Source organism: Paenibacillus turicensis (genome assembly GCF_050461185.1).
In the GTDB taxonomy this organism is placed as follows: domain Bacteria; phylum Bacillota; class Bacilli; order Paenibacillales; family Paenibacillaceae; genus Fontibacillus; species Fontibacillus turicensis_A.
Map to the genome: position 1 here is coordinate 177,937 of NZ_JBCMOR010000015.1, position 17,083 is coordinate 195,019.

The following is a 17,083-nucleotide window of genomic DNA, read 5'->3' on the forward strand; positions in this document are numbered from 1 at the left end:
ATGACAGACAAAGTACAGCGTATACTAAACCAAGACGTGAATGATGTGCAAGGAAAGGATCAGATTTCAGACATAATTTTATCCAATACAATCCGAAACGGAATTAGGGAAGGAAAACGACGAGAAATGAAAAGACGCTGGATGACTTATAGTATAGGGGCAGTGGCGACGGCGGTCACGGTAATTTTACTTTTTACAATTCTCCCCCCCAATACACCAACCAAAGTACCTGATAACAAAATTAAATATACCGTTGTGCATACAACTCCGTCAGATAAAGAAGTAGATTTAGAACGTTTTCAGACACATGTTGAAACTGAATTTGGTCTCAACACTGCTATATATAAAAAGCTCATAACCCCAATCCAACGAACTGTAGAATATAAGGGGTTAAAAGTAGATGTTATTGGTTCAGCGAGTGATGGGCGTAGGTTGTATTTCCTATTTACTGCTCAAAACAATTTGGATTATGCAATCTCACCTCATGTTGAATCTATCACATTTTCAGATGTTAAAGAAACTACAACTGGGGTTATACATCTTAGTACCACTAACGCTGAGGGACATCAGATTAGGCCTGGTGATACAGAATATTATGTATACGTCGCAAATATCATTGCAGATCCGTCAAATACTGATGTAGCTACCATTCGCTTTAGTCAATATGATTTTAAAGATGGCTACAAAAATCATTTTATGTTCACCGTTCCAATCAAGCCAAATCAGCTTGAAGATCAGGAACGAATTTATTATCCTAAGGACAGCTTGGTTGTAGATGGACAAAAAATCAAGATTGGAAAAATTCAGTTTACACCTTTAAACACGTATTTAGATTTAGAATATGATTCCAGCAATACTAAACAAATATTTAAATTGCTAAAGCCTACACTTATTGGCGAAAAAGGAACTAAGCGAAAAGAATTGAATTACCTTGATAGCTTTTACACTACGAATAGAATGTTTAAAGAAACAAATAAGGTCACACTTATATATAATGATAACAATTTGGATAAGTTGAACTCCATGTATATTTCGTTAAAAGTAGCTGGTATTGCTGCTGTGCCTAAGAATAAAATGAAGGTTTCCATTGACTTGAAGCAAAACAAACTCGTTGAAGCTCCTGATGAGCATTTAAAAATCGTTGAACCTGATACGCCTGCAGCAGAGGGTGAGATATTGTTGCATCACAAGCTTGAAGATGTATATGCGGTAGAACCTATTTCAATATCCCATGAGTTTAGCTATACAGATGCGGAGGGTAAGAAACATAAACTATTAACTAATACGATTGAAAAGGGTAGTGGAGTTGCCATAACTAATTCAAAAAAATCAACAAATGGTGATATAGAAGAATACAGGGCTTTCAACTTTGGAAAAGAAGCGCTAGATTATCCGCAACCCTTGACGGTTAACATCGAGCGGTATTATCACCCAATCATGGAATCTCAAACTGTTCAGCTGCTATTAACTAACAAGAATGAATAACCGAACCACAACAAAATACTAATTTGATATGCTCCCATCATAGTAGACAGTAGATGAAACAAAACATCTACCATTACCTTGATGGGAGTTTCTATGTTGCCTTTGCAATTAACCCTATCTATACTGTTCTATTTCATCTTAATTCTAACTTTGTTCCCCTTCGCCAATATTTTACCTGCCTCTAGCTTACTTAGCCCTTCTAGCTTATGTGTTGCTCCCTCTTTTTCATTTTCGTTGAGCTTGGCAATTGCCGCTAACTGTGTCTCTGTGGCTGGCTGAGCCGAAATTAGGGCGTCCAAATTGCCGTAAGCAATCATTCGTGTCTCTGGTGTATCTCCAAGTAAATCAATCATGAGGTACATCGCATGTAATGCTTCAGCTTCATTTTTCAAGCCATATCCAGAGTCTGTGCTAAGGAGAACACGCTCAGGGTACTTTTTCATAAGAGGGACATAATCTTCAAGTTTATTCCCACTTTCAGGATTAAAGGCTGTAAAGCCTGCAAAAAAATCCATATAAATATTAGGATGTTTTTCAAGTAAAGCTTCTACATTTTCAGGTGAGTTATACGCGTTAGCATGGGCAAAAATAAATGTCGTGTTTGGATATGCGGTCGCAGCCTCTTCCAGCTTATCAATGACCCCTCCATTAGGTGGATCAATATGCAATAATAGAGGCACTTTATACTGTGCACACAACTCATACATTTGCGGGAGAATCCCATCCATCGGGTCAGTCGTTTTCCAAATTGCACCCTTTAGTCCTTCGGAGTAAGTAGTGGCGGCGGCAATTTCACCTATTCCAAAGTAACCTTTCTCTAGGTTTTCCTTTACCTTTGCTAGCTCCGACTTATCCTGCAAATTTATCCCTGTAAAGAAGGGAATATAACGTTCTGGGTTTTCTTGATAGGCTTCCCATGCAATCTCATCGGTCCCCACCGCGGCACTCTCTGACACTGCACCAAAAAGCACCACCCGATCTATGCCACTCCCCTCCCATATTCCCTCCATATATTGATATCTGCTCCCGGCTGCATTATGATTATGTGCGTCTGCGACTGGCATTTCCTTATAGAGTGTGACTAGCTCTTGAAGTTCTTTTATCCCACCAGATGATTTCGTCTGAGCGTTACTTCCGTTAGATGTGTCGTTAGACGACTTTCCCTTTTCTAGGGACTGACCTTCCCCAACCTGATTGGCCTTTGTCGCCATAACCTCCTTACTGTGATCAGGGCCATAAAGTGTTCCGTTCTCTAATAGAAGCACCAGTACTACAGTTAAGCTAACTAACAGAAATGCAATCAATCCCCACACGCATTTCATTTTACCCATACTACGCCACTCCTTAGTAAACGTTTTCGATCACTACAAAAACTATATTCCATATTTATGGAATTTGTAAGTGAGTGTTTTGCAAAACAAGACCATTTGTGGGGCTAAATTTATAGGATTTTGTGTTGTAATTATTCTGATAAGATAAAGAAAAAAAGGCACCCTACACTAAACACTTGTTTCTAAGTGTCCAGAGTATGGGTACCTGAATATGCTCAATCTAAAAGTGTATTAATGAGAATACTTTCAATTTTTCCATCTTTAATATGGAATGTCATTACATCCACATAATTTGCAGGTTCGTAACGATAATCGTCTTCTTCATCAGGCGCCCCGTCTCCAAGGAGCTTGCCTTCAGGATAAGCTTGCTTTAACGTGTTTAAACTATCACCAACTTTAATATTTCTGGCTGTAGGATAGTCGGGACTCGTAATTTTAATATTAAAAATATGGAAATCTTCTGTCTTAGCCCGATTTATTGTTTTAATCTCAAGTCCAGAAAAAGTATACGTTTTCTCGGTAAAGCCAATCAATGGGTCCATATTAAGACCATCGTCTGCCGTATAGGTGTGAGACTTTTTATCCACCGCTTTTCCCAAGATACCTTCGAGCTGCTCATCATTCACAATGTCAGAGATGGCGATGGTCTGATCTTTATATACAAATGCAAGCTCCTTTAAAATCACATTGCCCTCTTTTTCAATCGTTCCTTCCTTAATTGCCTCAGAACCAGAGGTTTCCTTTTCTTTATTTGTTGACTGACTTGGTGCTGGATCAACTTCTGGTGCTGGTGAAGTAGCCTTATTTGCATTTGCTCCACAACCGACAACCAATACCCCAAGTAAAATAGACATTAATATTAACGATGTAGCCTTTTTAACATTTTTCATTATTTTCCCCTCCACAATAAAGTAATTTCATCTGTTGAGGATAGTATAAGAAAACAATTTATTAGTGTAATAACAAACTTGTATCATTCTTGTAACTCCTACAGCGGAAGAAGGATGGATACGATTGTGCCTTCATTTACTTTACTTTCAATCTTCAGATGCCCATGAAATTTCTCAGCAATTTCTTTACATATGGATAAACCAAGACCTGATCCTTTAGCAGAATTTACATTACTTGCTCTATAGAACCTCTCCTGAACATGTACGATCTCATCCTCTCGTATCCCAATCCCTTGATCGCTAATTTGGATGACCGCTTTATGCTGACTGACAAACGTCTCCATCGTGATTTTCGTATTGGAATTAGAGTACTTGATCGCATTGTCTAAAATGTTCGCAATCGCATGTGACAGTAATAGCTCATTTACATAAACATAAATGGCTTCACTTGGCTTAACGATCAGTTCAATTCCCTTCGTTTCAGCATTTGGCTTCCTATCCACTGCCACTTGATTTATTAATTTAGAAAGATCAGTTTTTTCTGATCCCATTTCACCAGTGCCTACTTTATCGAACTGAGCTAACATCAACAATTCATTAATAAGCTGGTTAAGGCGATCTGATTCGTTGACTAGATGCGAATAAATCTTTTGCAAATTTTCATCCGCATTTTCACCTTCATATAAATATTGAGAAAACCCGTGGATCGCTGCAAGTGGTGTTTTTAATTCGTGAGATACATTGGAGACAAACTGCTTCTGATACTGGATATAGTTATTTAATTGAATCCCCATCTGGTTTAAACCTGAGGCAAGCATACCTAATTCATCTTTCCGGTTCAATTTCACCTCGTGAAACTGCTGTTTAGAGAACGACTTTGTAGCACCAAGCAAGTATTTGATCGGTTTTGTCGTATTTCGGGCAATAAATAAACTGGAGAGCGTGATCAGCACCAAAAACCCACCTGCCCCAATGAATAAGATATTCCTAATTTGATCCATAATCTCATAAAAATAAGAAATATCCTCTACAAACTCGAATACATAAGCGTTCTGATAATACTTATCTTGAATCGGTATAGCGAAATATAGCATGTGTTGATCAGAGACTGTATAAGAATATTTGCCCTCTAGTGCTTTTTCAATGTTGCGCTCGAAAATTTGAGGTTGACCCCCGTTTATAATAATTCCATCTTCCGCTAATCCGAGTAGCTTCTTGTTACGATCATAAATTCGAACTTCCTTGCCTGTCGTCTTTAACCTTTCCAGCGCACTTTTAGATATTACATCGTCTTGATCCTCTGAGGATGTCTCGTTATTCTTCGCCAGGATCTCTCTAAATGACAATTCAGATAAATCTGCCTTCTGCACCATTTGCTTCTCTATCGTTACGAAGCTGAAATAATCAATCGCTTTATTAGCTAGGATGATAATAATAGCAAAGGATAACAACGAAAAAAACAAATAATTTAACAACAGTCGGACTGAATATTTCAGACGGAGTCACCCCCAAGCTGGTAGCCAAAGCCGTACACCGTTTTAACGTATTTTGGGCTTTCCGCGTCATCCTCCAGCTTCTTCCTTAACCTCATAATCGTCATATCTACAGTACGGCTGTCCCCTAAATAATCATATCCCCATACCATCTCCAATAGTTCATCTCTTGTAAACACCTTCGTTGGCCTTCTCAATAACGTTTCCAATATTTTAAATTCTTTGGCTGTGAGCGAAACTGTGCTTCCATTTTTTTGAACTATTCTTGTGTCAAAGTTAAATACGAGTTCTTCATGGTGAATGATGGTTTCTTCCTCATTCGCTTTTGAATCGTTGTTCTCATACCTGCGAAGTACAACTTTGATTCTGGCAATGAGTTCCCTATTGTCAAAAGGTTTAGTTATATAATCCTCTGCCCCAAGCTCAAGTCCCAATACTTTATCTATGATTTCATTTTTTGCCGATACCATAATAACTGGAACCGCTTGTCTCTTCACAATTTCCTTGCACAGATCATAACCAGAGTAATCGGGTAGCATTAAATCCAATATCACCAAATCAGGCTGAAACGTGTTCAGCACTTGTAATGCTGTCTTGCCGTCCTCTACCGTTTGTACCTGAAAATTTTCTCTTCTTAATACAAGTTCAATTAAGTCTCTAAGTGCTTCTTCATCATCAATGACTAGAATTTTTTTCACTTAGCCCACTCCTCATCCTAAGCAATCCATTCCTAACAGGTTATATTCTGTCACTTGTTTTTTGATACATAATTAAAGCTTGGTTCCTTAAGCTCAAACTCATAGGTCGCAGCATTCACGATGCCTACCACCTTCGCACTATCATACAAATTCAGTAAGAAACCAGCCATTTGCTGCGCAGTGTGGAATTTGGGAACTGACACAGCATATTCAAAGTTATCGATATCCATAGAACGATTTGCAAACTCAGTTTCAGTTGCCGCAGGCGCCAACACTTTGGCTTGCATCGCTGCCCCACTCTCTCTCAATTCTTGTGCTAAGCCTTCTGTAAAGGCACTGACATAAAACTTCGTTGCACAATAGGTCACTGCATCTGCAACAATGTTGTAGCCACCAACGGAAGAAACATTGATCAGCTGTGTGCCTTCCACCTGTGCATAGTCCCGTACATAACGCGAAGATAAAATAGTTAGCGCTTCAATATTCAAGTGAAGCATCGTCTCGATTTTGGTTAACTTTTGCTCTCCAACAGAAGCAAAGTTGCCAAAACCGGCGTTGTTAATCCATGTCTCTATGTCATAGCTGCGTAAGCTATCATAAAATTGATGGACATTTGCACTTATAGATAGATCTACTGCTTTAATGACAACATCCAGTGAAGGATTAATGTCTCTCACCTTAGATTTTAACTTCTCTAATTCCTCATGTCGACGAGCGGCTAAAATCAAGTTTTTTCCACGACCTGCAAATGCAAGCGCTGCTTCGAGTCCAATTCCTGAACTTGCTCCTGTAATCACTGTATATTTCATATATAAACCTCCTGAGTTTGATTGAATAATTTGGGTGTTTCCCCGTATCCCCTATTTGAGAATAAATAATGAGTTGATTATACTGATTAGAGTACACTCTAAGTCAAGAGTACAATATAAATGCGGAGGCTCCTTTCATGCATACCATTAGTGAAGTCGCACATTTATTAGGAATAAGCGCACATACTTTACGTTATTATGAGAAGGAAAAAATTATTTATCCTGATCGTGATGAAAAAGGAAATCGGTGTTATACAGATTCACATATTCAATGGCTGCAATTTGTAATCAAATTAAAAGAAACACAAATGCCTCTCTCGAAAATAAAGAAATATACAGAACTGTTTTTAGAAGGCGATCATACAACCTCAGCACGATTAAACCTGCTAGAAGAGCATAAACAGACCATTAAAGAGCAACTACAAACGCTAATGGATGTAGATGAGATGCTAGAGCGTAAGGTAGCAGCTTATAGAAGTTACACACTAAACCCAAAAGGAGTGTTACCAATGAATTCAAAATTTGAAATTAAAGGTATAGGACAAGTTTCCATTCGTGTTAAAGATATGGAGGTTGCTACTCGCTTTTATCAGGAAACTCTAGGTTTGAAGCTGTTATTTGAGATTCCAAACATGGCATTTTTTGATTGTAATGGCGTTCAAATATTACTAAATATCGCCGAAGACCCGAAATTTGATCATCCGAGTTCAGTATTTTATTTTAATGTAGATAATATTGATGCTGCTTATGAAACCTTAATTAATCGTAATGTGCAATTTCTCGGTAAGCCGCACAAAATTTCTGAAGTAGATCAAACCGCAACATGGATGGCGTTTTTCTATGACCCAGATCATAATGTACATGCCCTAATGAGTATAGTAAGCCCTCTTAGTTGACAAATATATGTTCATAGCAGTATATTAAATTTTGCGAAATTAGATTTTATAAAATCTATTAGTGAAAATGAATATAACTTTTTATATTAAATAGGAGGAGCTTACTCATGTCTCAATCTAACCTTGCCTTTAGCCAAGCTATTGTAAAATCTTTAGTTGGAGAACGTGGACATATTCCGATTGCCAGAGCTTTGCTTGATATTACAGTGGAGCTAGCGGGGAAAACTGTAGAAGGAGTGCCCTACACCATTTATCAATTGGTGAAGCATATGAGCTATTGGCAGGATTTCATGCTGACGCATATTGAAGGTGGCAAACCTCAAGCACCAGCAAACGTACAGGAAAGTTGGCCTGAAGAGGCTGCCCCCGCGGATGAGGCACAGCTACAGGCTGCGATTGAATACCTACTAAAAGGTGTAGAGAAAGCAGTTTCTATTGCCCAAACTGCCCAGCTTGATGAGCCACTTATCAATTTCCCTAACGAAACTAAAGGAGGACTATTGCGCAATATCGCTTCTCATAACTCCTATCACCTAGGGGAAATTGTGTTACTTCGTCGTCTGCAAGGTGCTTGGCCACCCCCAGGTGGCGGCTATCCTGCTTAACATCCACAACTATCAATTACAGCGATAAAATAGGAAAGCCTCTAGACCACAGATTGAACGTGGATAGAGGCTCTTTTAATTTAGGCCTTTGTCGCTGTTTATTTTAACTCTCATTAGAGGCAGGCTAAATCTGTCTAATTTTATTTCCGATTTGCCACATGTACTTTCAGCAGCTTACCTTTGACAGTAGTATCCTTCATCTTTTCAAGAACGAAGTGTCCTTTGCCATTAAGAATGTCGACGTATGAGGCGTTATCCTCTATCGTGATAATCCCTATATCATCGGCAGAAATCCCATCCAGCTTAGCAATCGTACCTACAAAGTCTACCGCTCTAATTTTCTTTTTCTTTCCCCCGTTAAAATACAGCTTTAGAACATCTTGATTCATACGAGAGTTACGATCCTTCTTAACCGCACGTTGGCCCCTTATCTTCGCTTCAAAGGCAGGAGTCGCACGTGTAATCGCTTCTTTGGAAGGCGTGTTTCTTCTTGGAATCTCGAACCCGATATAGCGCTCAACATTGGCAACAAATTTGTCTTCACGTGGTGTAGCAAAAGAAATTGCTCTACCTGATTGCCCTGCTCTGCCTGTTCGACCGGTTCTGTGGACATAGCTCTCCGTCTCTTGCGGAAAATCATAGTTGATGACATGGCTGATGTTCTCGATATCAATCCCTCTTGCAGCGACATCTGTCGCGATCAGATAGCGAAATTGTCCGCGCTTAAAGTCATTCATTACCGCTGTTCGATCGTCCTGCTCCATCCCCCCATGAATTTTACCACAGGGATATCCATGCTTATTTAATTCTTCAAAAACCACTTCAACCCTAATTTGTGTGCGGCAAAAAATAATGCAGCTATCGGGATTCTCAACGAGGGTGACATCTCGAAGCAGATTAAGCTTGTGCTCATCCTTAACTAAATACATGGAATGATCGATTTGACTCGTCGTTTTTGCTTCAGTCTCAACTTCAATGTCTAATGGATCATTCATATATTTATGACATAACTTCTCCACGTCCTTCGGTAACGTCGCAGAAAACAGCATCGTCATTCGATCCAGAGGCAACTCACGGATAATCTTCTCTACATGCTCGATGAAACCCATATTAAGCATCTCATCCGCTTCATCAATGACAAGAAACTTGATCTGCTCCAAATCAATCGTTTGCTTCTCAATATGGTCAATTAACCGCCCTGGTGTACCTACAATTACGTGATTTCTATGCTGCAATTGTACCTTCTGTCTGCTAAAAGGCTGCTTGCCATACACAGCAGTTGCCTTAATTCGCTTATATCTGCCGATATTCATAATATCCTGCGTAACTTGATCAGCAAGCTCACGAGTTGGCGTTAGAATCAGTGCCTGTGGACGGTTCTCTTCCCACTCCACCATTTCGCAGATTGGAATACCATAAGCCGCAGTTTTCCCGCTACCTGTATGGGACTTCACCGTCATATCCTTTCCCTCAAGCGCAAAAGGGATCACCTTATGTTGAACTTCTGTTGGTTGTTGAAATCCTAAGTTGTCTAAGGCACGGGTAATTCCCTCGCCTAAATTATAATCTTTGAAGCTTTGCTCACTCATAAGTAAACCCCTTTTATTTAAGTAACAACAAATTTTTGTGTTCTTATATTAGAATATAACGTCTCATGTCCATGCCCACATAAAGCTATCTCTATCCCAAGCTATCCTGCCGCCATGCAGCTTACGGAACGCCTTCTTTACCTCTTTGGACAACGATGCATTTCCATTTTCGTTGATAAATACAAATTGTTCTCCAAAATTAGTTTTTACATATTCAATTGCATCCGTCTGAGACAAATTCCCTTTAAATCTAATTTCCTCAACCATCCATTCAGCTACCTGCTGTGCAGTTACTTCCATAAATTTTACCCCTTTCTATTTATTTTAACCGATATTTATTAATCGTCTCGTCAACCCATATATGGGCTTCGATATAACGCTCAGGACCAAATTTCCCATCATCATTCCAATTCTGAGGCAATCCGTATTTTTCAATTATTATTAAAATTTCATCATATGTATACAGTTGACGCCGATATTCCTTCCCATCGTTAACATTTGGGCTAAAGGTGGGCATGGAGTCGCCATACGTAAATGAAATCGTCTTTAGATCAAATTCTTGAATTGGAATTTTAAGAAATGTACTATTTTCATACCATGTACTGAGCCAAGGACTATGCTCAACCACCATATAATGTGGGGATATTCGATTCACAATGCCACCCTTTTGTATAAACGTTTTCCGTATCATATTTTCGCAATTACGCCGATAATCCACATACTTGTCATGTCTTAACGCACTTTGGGAGTTAGGTCTAGTTGTTTTAATTGTATCAAGTACAGACTTTGCTTCCTCGATGGGTAAGTCAGATAGATTAACAAAGGGACCTATGGACTGATCAAAATAATGATACAAAAACATCATTTCTCCTCCTATTTACTGCGAATGATGAAGCCATATTTACAAATGATTCTCACAAATAGTATATACCCTATATAAACAAAAAAAGATACTTCCAGCACCACATAATGGTTTCGGAAGTATCTTCTTAGTTAATGGAACACTTAAGGTTTTACTACAGAAAGCAAAGATTCATTTCCATCTGAAATCACCGTCACGTCTGGTGAGAATTGGGCATCACTGACATGCAATGTTTCTCCAATTTCCATGCCACTAATATCAAATTCAATAGTTTCAGGCAAATGACGTGGTAATGCTTCCACTTCGATCAAAGCTAATTGAACCTGAACTACTCCACCACTCTTCGTGCCAACGGGTGTTCCATTAAACTTAACTGGAATTTTGGTACGCAAAATCTCGTTGCTCTGCACCTGTTGGAAATCAACATGAATTAAATCTCTTGTTACTGGATCTCTTTGCAAATCCTCCAACAATACAGTTAAAGATTCTTTCCCTTCAAACTTCAGCTCGATAAAACCAGATGCACCTTGGTTTAACCATTTTTGAAATTCGATGCTTGGAATATGCACCATTTCATTTTCAGTGTTTTTACCAAATACAATACCTGGAAGTCGTCCAGATTTACGTAAATTTTTAAGTCCAGAAGTGTTTAGTGGAGTGCGAGTCTCCGATTGAAAAATAGTAGCCATACTATGTTCGCTCCTTTTTATTAAATGATATTTTCAGGTCTTTATTCATCATCCAACGATCCCCAGCCGGGGCTAAAGAAAGAAACATAGCATCACCACCTCCATCTTGCTATTATAAATTTGAAATACATTTAATGGTAATCCCCATAATATGCACGAAGGCACTCTATTCGAAAAAGAATAGAATGCCTATGGGATGCTTACACCGTAACATATATATATGGTTTTGTCGAACTTGTGGCTAAACGATCATATCTCCGATTCCACTGCGTTTTACTTCTGACTTTATGCTATATATTGGCTTGAACTTTGAATAATGATCTGCCCAGACTAATATATGCTCACTCGTAATAAATTGATCTAACGCACCAGGTATTTCGAGTTCTTGAAGTTCTTTTGGTAACGAAGCAAATAAAGCATCTTCAATATTTACATATGAATATCCTTGTAAACCCCTTGCGTAAGAGAGGGCTGGTTCAGGTTCAATATATTCTGTGAGCTTCATGTCATTATGTTGTTTTACTAAAATCATCAACACGTCTTCGATTTGTTCAACCGCCTTTGTCAAAGAAGGCTCCATCAATATGGCTTCAAGCTGCTCTATCAACTTATTGACTTGAGGGCTAATCTGAGACAGTTCTCTCGATATCCATTTGTAAGTGGCAGGACGAACCCTTTTATTATAAAGGAAAATCAGTTGAACCACTTTATCTACCATTTTATTCAAACATAGTCTACCCGATAAAGTGTCTCCTCTAATTGCCGAGATCCCTGCCACATAGAGTTGACGAAACGAACTCCATGCGTATTTTAATTTATAGCGCCATACATCATCAGGAAGATACGTTAAAGTCTTTCTGACAGCTGTTATTTCTCCAACAGGATCTGTGAAAATCTTTCCTCTAGTCCACTCCATCAATTTTTGCTCTGGAATAACTAACCATTCATATTTGGAAGGCTGTGGAGTATGCAGTCCTAATTGGAGCTCCATGTGACGAGATACACTAGTAATTGCAACATGGTGTAGGTTGTCTTTTCCATTATAGGGGATAAGCACCTCATGGGACTCATCTACCGAAAAGCGGGCAGGATATCCCTTATATACCGTTGGGATTTTTTCATTCAATGCTTGATAAAGGCTTGCAGCGTACATATCATAATCAGAGTCCAGCAACCAGATGTAGCATCTTGCGCCCCATTCATGATCTCTTGATAACTCATCATCATAACCTAATACATCTGAGCCATACCCAATTAAACCAGCGGCATGTTTTTCTAAAAGTTGAGGAAACTGCTCAGCTATGATTGGCCTTACAATTTCCCAATAAAACGCTTCGCTTAACTCTAAACCCTTCATACATAGGCTCCATCTTCCGTAGCGTGCACACCCACATTGTGATTACCGGTACCCTAATGTTAACATTTGGCTCAAAAATTACTAGACTATTCTTTTGTGTTTTGTTATCATTTAGATTGAGGTCTTTGATAAATTTGAGACTCCTTGGAACTTCTATAATTACTTACTAAGCCAGATGTTGATCTAGGCTTTTTTTGTTATTTCTTAGGTCTTACTCTAATCCACAATTCACTCCAGCATGCGCTACCACTACTGTAATACATCTCTAATTCATACCCATCCACTTTTTCATAATCAGCAGTAGGTAACCACTCGGTATATACTCGCTTAATGACATTCTGAAGCGCAGCACTTGTCCCTGCGATTGTATGATTTTCAGTTTTAAAAATCGCCCACGTTGCGGCTGGAACCATCTCTTCTTTATATCCCTCTGGTTGGCTTTTATTTGTTTTAAGGGCAAACAGCATGTAAGGAAACTTATTATCACCTTCAACCTGACGGTAATCGCAAATGGCGTTAACCAAACACAAATTATTTGATACTTCTTGAAGCATATTTGTTGAGTTGGTTAGTTTTTCGAGCCTGCCATCATCCCTAGCCTCCTGCCAAAAACGAGGTACGGAAATGAAATTTTCACCTTGGTCTGTCGTGAATATACCCTCAATTCCATATACATGAAATGCTTCCTTGCTCTCAATTCGGTAGTTCATTGGAACAACTCCCCTAACGGTTAGTAGGAAAGAGATTCGGGGATAGGCTGTAAGAATAACGCCATGATTACGCGCAGATGACGGTGTTGCCCCATGAATATTGTTAAAGGCACGTGAAAACGCCTCTGGAGAGTCATAGCCGTACTTTAGAGCAAGGTCAACAACCTTAATGTTACTATTCTGCAACTCAAATGCGGCAAGCGTCATCTTCCTGCGCCGAATATACTCAGACAATGAAATATCTGCTACGATCGAAAAGATCCTCTGAAAATTATAGCTAGTACAGCAAGCAATTTTTGCAACTTGAGCCATGTCAATATTCGTAAGGAGATTTTCCTCAATATAGTCCAGCGCTTTACTCATTCTTTCAACCCAAGTCATACCGTTTCCCTCCCCCCTGATAACAGTTAATCATACCTGCTTAGATAAAGCCTTGCAGATCACAATCAGGAAATGCAAGCTATAAGAAAGAAGAATAGAATGCCTATGGGATGACTACACCGAAGTATATATGGTTTTGTCGAACCTGTGACTTAAGTCCATTTTATTAAAGTAAGTAAGCTTCTAGTAGCTTTTGGATAGATGTATCATGTTCATTTAACCAATTCATTCTTGTGTGGAATTGATTTAGAATGTAGTTGAAGTTTTGTTCAATATTTATACCTGAATAATGTTGGCCTATATAAATATGGAGAACGGCAATATGATAAATTTGCGTCATAAGCTTAATATACCTAAATTCTTGCAATGAGCCTTTACGAAACATTGCATACCCCTTAATAAATGCCTCAGTCATTTCCAAAGAGCCATTTGACATCTGCAAAATGTGATTAAGGCAAATAGCAAACTCAATAAAGCTAATATCTATTGAAACAAAATCAAAATCTAATACACCACAAATTTTGTTATCTTGACACAATAAATTAAATATTAACAAGTCATGGTGAACCAACTGTCTAGGTAATTCCTTTAACAGATCAATGGACTCCTCCACAGATGAAAGCATTGCTTGATAAAAGTTTAGATGTGCTTCAGCAATGTGAAAAGGTGCTTGTTCAATAAAAGAAGTTATAGCATCACGATGGGCAAGTGGATGAAGATCATAAATATGTGTAAAAGACTTTCCTTTATATTCAAGTAACTCCTTTGGATAGTCTCCCAACGCAGAGGAGATTTCTCCAACAACCCTACCAAATTCCTCAGCTTGCTGCTCTTCTGACAATTCAGGTACATCCCCTTCGAGAAAAGAAACAATCGCACCTAATGCCCCATCTGATAATTGTATGTATTCATCCCCACTGAGCGTAGGGAGAAATATAGGAACTTGTAATAAAAGATTTTTATTATTTAAAAATGACGTTATTTTTGATTCTAGCTCAATACTTTGAATACTTTTAGTATGTCGATTATACACACGTGCTACATACTTATTGTTATTGATTTTTACAATTTTCGTGAGGTTAGTCAGTCCAAATGGAACTGATTCTATTTCATAACTTGGATCATTAAAATAATAATGAACTAACTCATCAATTGATGTACGCATTATTGAATCCCCCTATCCATATGATGAATTTTGCTATTTATTAAACTAGCTATTTCCACCTTTAGAATAACACAGTATACATATAGAGGAATTTCGGTTTATTTTCTATCTTATTCTTTTTCTTCGAAGTTCTTCATTTTTATTCGCAAAGCGATCATTATGAGAAGAGACACCTGCCATTTTAGATTCGGTAGGGTCAATATATAGTTTAGCACTATTTACTGCTAGGACAGCATCATTAAAAGCGCCAGCGATCAGTCTTACTTTTCCTTCATGTGTAATAATATCACCTGCACCAAATATACCGGGCATACTCGTACACATTTGTGGTGTAACAGACACACCATATTCTTCACAAGCTAGTCCCCACTCCAATATAGCCCCACCAAAGTTTCGCTCGAAGCCATGGTTCACAAGCACCTCATCCACGTCAATGCTGACGGTTTCGTCTGAATTCACATGCTGTAAAGTAATCCGCTCGACCTTATTTCCATTCCCATGTAGAGAGGTTACAGTATAAGGTACATAGGTAGTCGCTACAGATTTCATACGTGTGACAGACGATTCAAAAGCACTAAAGTCATCCCGTCTATGAACGACATACACTTCCTTTGCAATGGGAGCCATTTCTATTGCCCAATCAACTGCTGAATCACCGCCACCCGAGATAAGTACTCTTTTATCCTTAAACTTATTTAAGCTTGTCACCGTATAATGGAGATTATTTAGTTCGTAACGATCTGCACCTTCAACGTTTAATTTCTGAATTTTGGTAATTCCGCGACCCGTCGCGATAATAATTGTTTTCGTGTAATGCTTCTCCCCTGTGCTGGAGGTTAAGATGAAGATACCGTCCTCATGCTTCTCCATCCCCACTATTTCTTGTCCAAATACGATCTCTGGGTCAAATGTTTTAGCTTGCTCTATTAATGAATGGATAATATCTTCACAACGAACAGGTTCAATACCACCAACATCCCAGACTAGCTTTTCGGGATATGTACGCATAAAGCCACCCAATTCATGTTTTGCTTCAATAATTTTCGTTTTCATTTCACGCATACCGCTATAAAAAGCAGCATACATTCCGGCAGGACCACCACCAATAATAGTGAGATCAAAAATATCTGTATATTGTGTCATTTAGCGCACCAACTTTTCTACTAAATAATCGAGGAATAATGGAGTACCTATCAAACCTTCACCAACGACAAAATCAGCCGTTTTTAGTGGGTAAACATTGCCTTTTTTCACCGCAGCCATCGATTTCCACAACGGATAGTTTTCTAAATCCTTCATAGATTGGTCGCTATTGTAGTTTTGCATTTGGCGTTTTTCAACAAATATATGATCTGCGTCAAGCCCAGGTAAGACCTCTAAAGAAATAGGAGTGAACCAATCCTTATTATCCTTTAGCTTCGTTGGTATATTTAAGCCAAGCTGATGGTATAAAATATCACTACCAGGACTTCCTTTTTCAGTGCCTAACACGCGGTATTGATTTTGCTCTACACGTAATACTAGAATTTTTTCATCACCAATTGCATTGTGTAGCTTTTGTTTTGTATCTTCAATTTTAGTTCTAAACCTCTGGAGAGCAGCTTCTGCCTCCTTTACTTTATTAAAGAGCTTGCCAAGTACAGGAACAAATTCATCGATTGCACCACCAGCATCCACCGCAACCGTAGGTGCAACTTTACTTAATGCCTCATATCGCTTAGCATCAATGGCTCCATTATCTGCAATAATTAAGTCAGGTGCTGCTTCCAGAATAACTTCAATATTTTCTTCATATTGTATTACTGGAATCATTTTAACATTGTTATCGTTAAACAATTTGGGACGATACTCTGGTTCAACTTCTGCCACAAGGGTTACCATATTCGGTATTACGCCAATTTCGATCAGATTTTCAGCATAATTAGAATTAAGGATAAGCATATTTTGGGGGTGAGTAGGAATGGTTACATCACCATAGGCATCCTTAACCACACGTGTTGTGGATTCACCTTTATCTGTTTGCACCTTGACTTCCCCATCATTTCCTTGATTTGAGGTTGAGCAGGCACCTAAAGCTAAAACTACCAGCATCAAAACTATATACAACATAGGCTTTTTCATAT

The 17,083-nt window shown here is 38.6% G+C and carries 16 protein-coding genes and 2 pseudogenes; 4 read left to right on the forward strand and 14 right to left on the reverse strand.

Annotated elements, in window-relative coordinates:
* Positions 1 to 1,485 (forward strand): hypothetical protein, encoded by a 1,485-nt coding sequence (locus ABE099_RS18280; protein WP_430032619.1) that lies wholly within the window; start codon positions 1 to 3, stop codon positions 1,483 to 1,485.
* A gap of 128 nt (positions 1,486 to 1,613) precedes the next feature.
* Here the strand turns inward: ABE099_RS18280 and ABE099_RS18285 are convergent, their stop codons facing one another.
* From ABE099_RS18285 to ABE099_RS18305, 5 genes are all read right to left on the reverse strand, one after another.
* Positions 1,614 to 2,816 (reverse strand): amidohydrolase family protein, encoded by a 1,203-nt coding sequence (locus ABE099_RS18285; RefSeq protein WP_430032621.1) that lies wholly within the window; start codon positions 2,814 to 2,816, stop codon positions 1,614 to 1,616.
* 215 nt (positions 2,817 to 3,031) lie between these two features.
* Positions 3,032 to 3,706, reverse strand: coding sequence for a hypothetical protein (locus ABE099_RS18290; RefSeq protein ID WP_430032623.1), 675 nt, complete (start codon positions 3,704 to 3,706; stop codon positions 3,032 to 3,034).
* A gap of 98 nt (positions 3,707 to 3,804) precedes the next feature.
* A complete protein-coding gene (locus tag ABE099_RS18295) occupies positions 3,805 to 5,181 on the reverse strand; it encodes a sensor histidine kinase (protein ID WP_430032625.1) in 1,377 nt (458 codons plus the stop codon).
* A gap of 17 nt (positions 5,182 to 5,198) precedes the next feature.
* The gene (locus ABE099_RS18300) at positions 5,199 to 5,897 is read right to left on the reverse strand and encodes a response regulator transcription factor (protein ID WP_430032627.1); all 699 of its coding nucleotides are present in this window, start codon (positions 5,895 to 5,897) and stop codon (positions 5,199 to 5,201) included.
* Positions 5,898 to 5,947: 50 nt separating this feature from the next.
* Complete coding sequence (locus ABE099_RS18305) at positions 5,948 to 6,706, reverse strand: SDR family NAD(P)-dependent oxidoreductase (RefSeq protein ID WP_430032629.1); 759 nt, start codon at positions 6,704 to 6,706, stop codon at positions 5,948 to 5,950.
* Positions 6,707 to 6,843: 137 nt separating this feature from the next.
* Between ABE099_RS18305 and ABE099_RS18310 the strand changes: the two are divergent.
* The 3 genes and pseudogenes from ABE099_RS18310 to ABE099_RS18320 form a co-directional block, all read left to right on the forward strand.
* Positions 6,844 to 7,185 (forward strand): annotated as a pseudogene (locus ABE099_RS18310) (MerR family transcriptional regulator); the annotation flags it as partial.
* Between the two features lie 66 nt (positions 7,186 to 7,251).
* Positions 7,252 to 7,602: pseudogene (locus ABE099_RS18315) on the forward strand (VOC family protein); the annotation flags it as partial.
* Positions 7,603 to 7,709: 107 nt separating this feature from the next.
* Entirely contained in the window at positions 7,710 to 8,207 is a 498-nt protein-coding gene (locus ABE099_RS18320; RefSeq protein ID WP_430032631.1) for a DinB family protein, read from the forward strand.
* Positions 8,208 to 8,347: 140 nt separating this feature from the next.
* Here the strand turns inward: ABE099_RS18320 and ABE099_RS18325 are convergent, their stop codons facing one another.
* The 9 genes from ABE099_RS18325 to ABE099_RS18365 form a co-directional block, all read right to left on the reverse strand.
* Positions 8,348 to 9,796 carry a DEAD/DEAH box helicase gene (locus ABE099_RS18325; RefSeq protein WP_430032633.1) on the reverse strand — a complete coding sequence of 483 codons (1,449 nt, stop codon included), beginning with the start codon at positions 9,794 to 9,796 and terminating at the stop codon, positions 8,348 to 8,350.
* A 63-nt stretch (positions 9,797 to 9,859) separates the two neighbouring features.
* Positions 9,860 to 10,096: a DUF6953 family protein gene (locus ABE099_RS18330; RefSeq protein ID WP_430032635.1), complete on the reverse strand. Its 237-nt coding sequence runs from the start codon at positions 10,094 to 10,096 to the stop codon at positions 9,860 to 9,862.
* A gap of 19 nt (positions 10,097 to 10,115) precedes the next feature.
* Positions 10,116 to 10,658, reverse strand: coding sequence for a hypothetical protein (locus ABE099_RS18335; RefSeq protein ID WP_430032636.1), 543 nt, complete (start codon positions 10,656 to 10,658; stop codon positions 10,116 to 10,118).
* Positions 10,659 to 10,801: 143 nt separating this feature from the next.
* Positions 10,802 to 11,347: a 50S ribosomal protein L25 gene (locus ABE099_RS18340; RefSeq protein ID WP_430032638.1), complete on the reverse strand. Its 546-nt coding sequence runs from the start codon at positions 11,345 to 11,347 to the stop codon at positions 10,802 to 10,804.
* A gap of 241 nt (positions 11,348 to 11,588) precedes the next feature.
* The gene (locus tag ABE099_RS18345) at positions 11,589 to 12,704 is read right to left on the reverse strand and encodes a DUF4037 domain-containing protein (RefSeq protein WP_430032640.1); all 1,116 of its coding nucleotides are present in this window, start codon (positions 12,702 to 12,704) and stop codon (positions 11,589 to 11,591) included.
* A 197-nt stretch (positions 12,705 to 12,901) separates the two neighbouring features.
* Positions 12,902 to 13,795 (reverse strand): AraC family transcriptional regulator, encoded by an 894-nt coding sequence (locus tag ABE099_RS18350; RefSeq protein ID WP_430032641.1) that lies wholly within the window; start codon positions 13,793 to 13,795, stop codon positions 12,902 to 12,904.
* 166 nt (positions 13,796 to 13,961) lie between these two features.
* On the reverse strand, positions 13,962 to 14,960 hold the full coding sequence (locus ABE099_RS18355; RefSeq protein ID WP_430032643.1) for a phosphotransferase enzyme family protein: 999 nt from the start codon (positions 14,958 to 14,960) through the stop codon (positions 13,962 to 13,964).
* A 105-nt stretch (positions 14,961 to 15,065) separates the two neighbouring features.
* The gene (locus ABE099_RS18360; RefSeq protein WP_430032645.1) at positions 15,066 to 16,103 is read right to left on the reverse strand and encodes an NAD(P)/FAD-dependent oxidoreductase; all 1,038 of its coding nucleotides are present in this window, start codon (positions 16,101 to 16,103) and stop codon (positions 15,066 to 15,068) included.
* The gene (locus ABE099_RS18365) at positions 16,104 to 17,081 is read right to left on the reverse strand and encodes an ABC transporter substrate-binding protein (protein ID WP_430032647.1); all 978 of its coding nucleotides are present in this window, start codon (positions 17,079 to 17,081) and stop codon (positions 16,104 to 16,106) included.
* Positions 17,082 to 17,083: the final 2 nt, after the last annotated feature.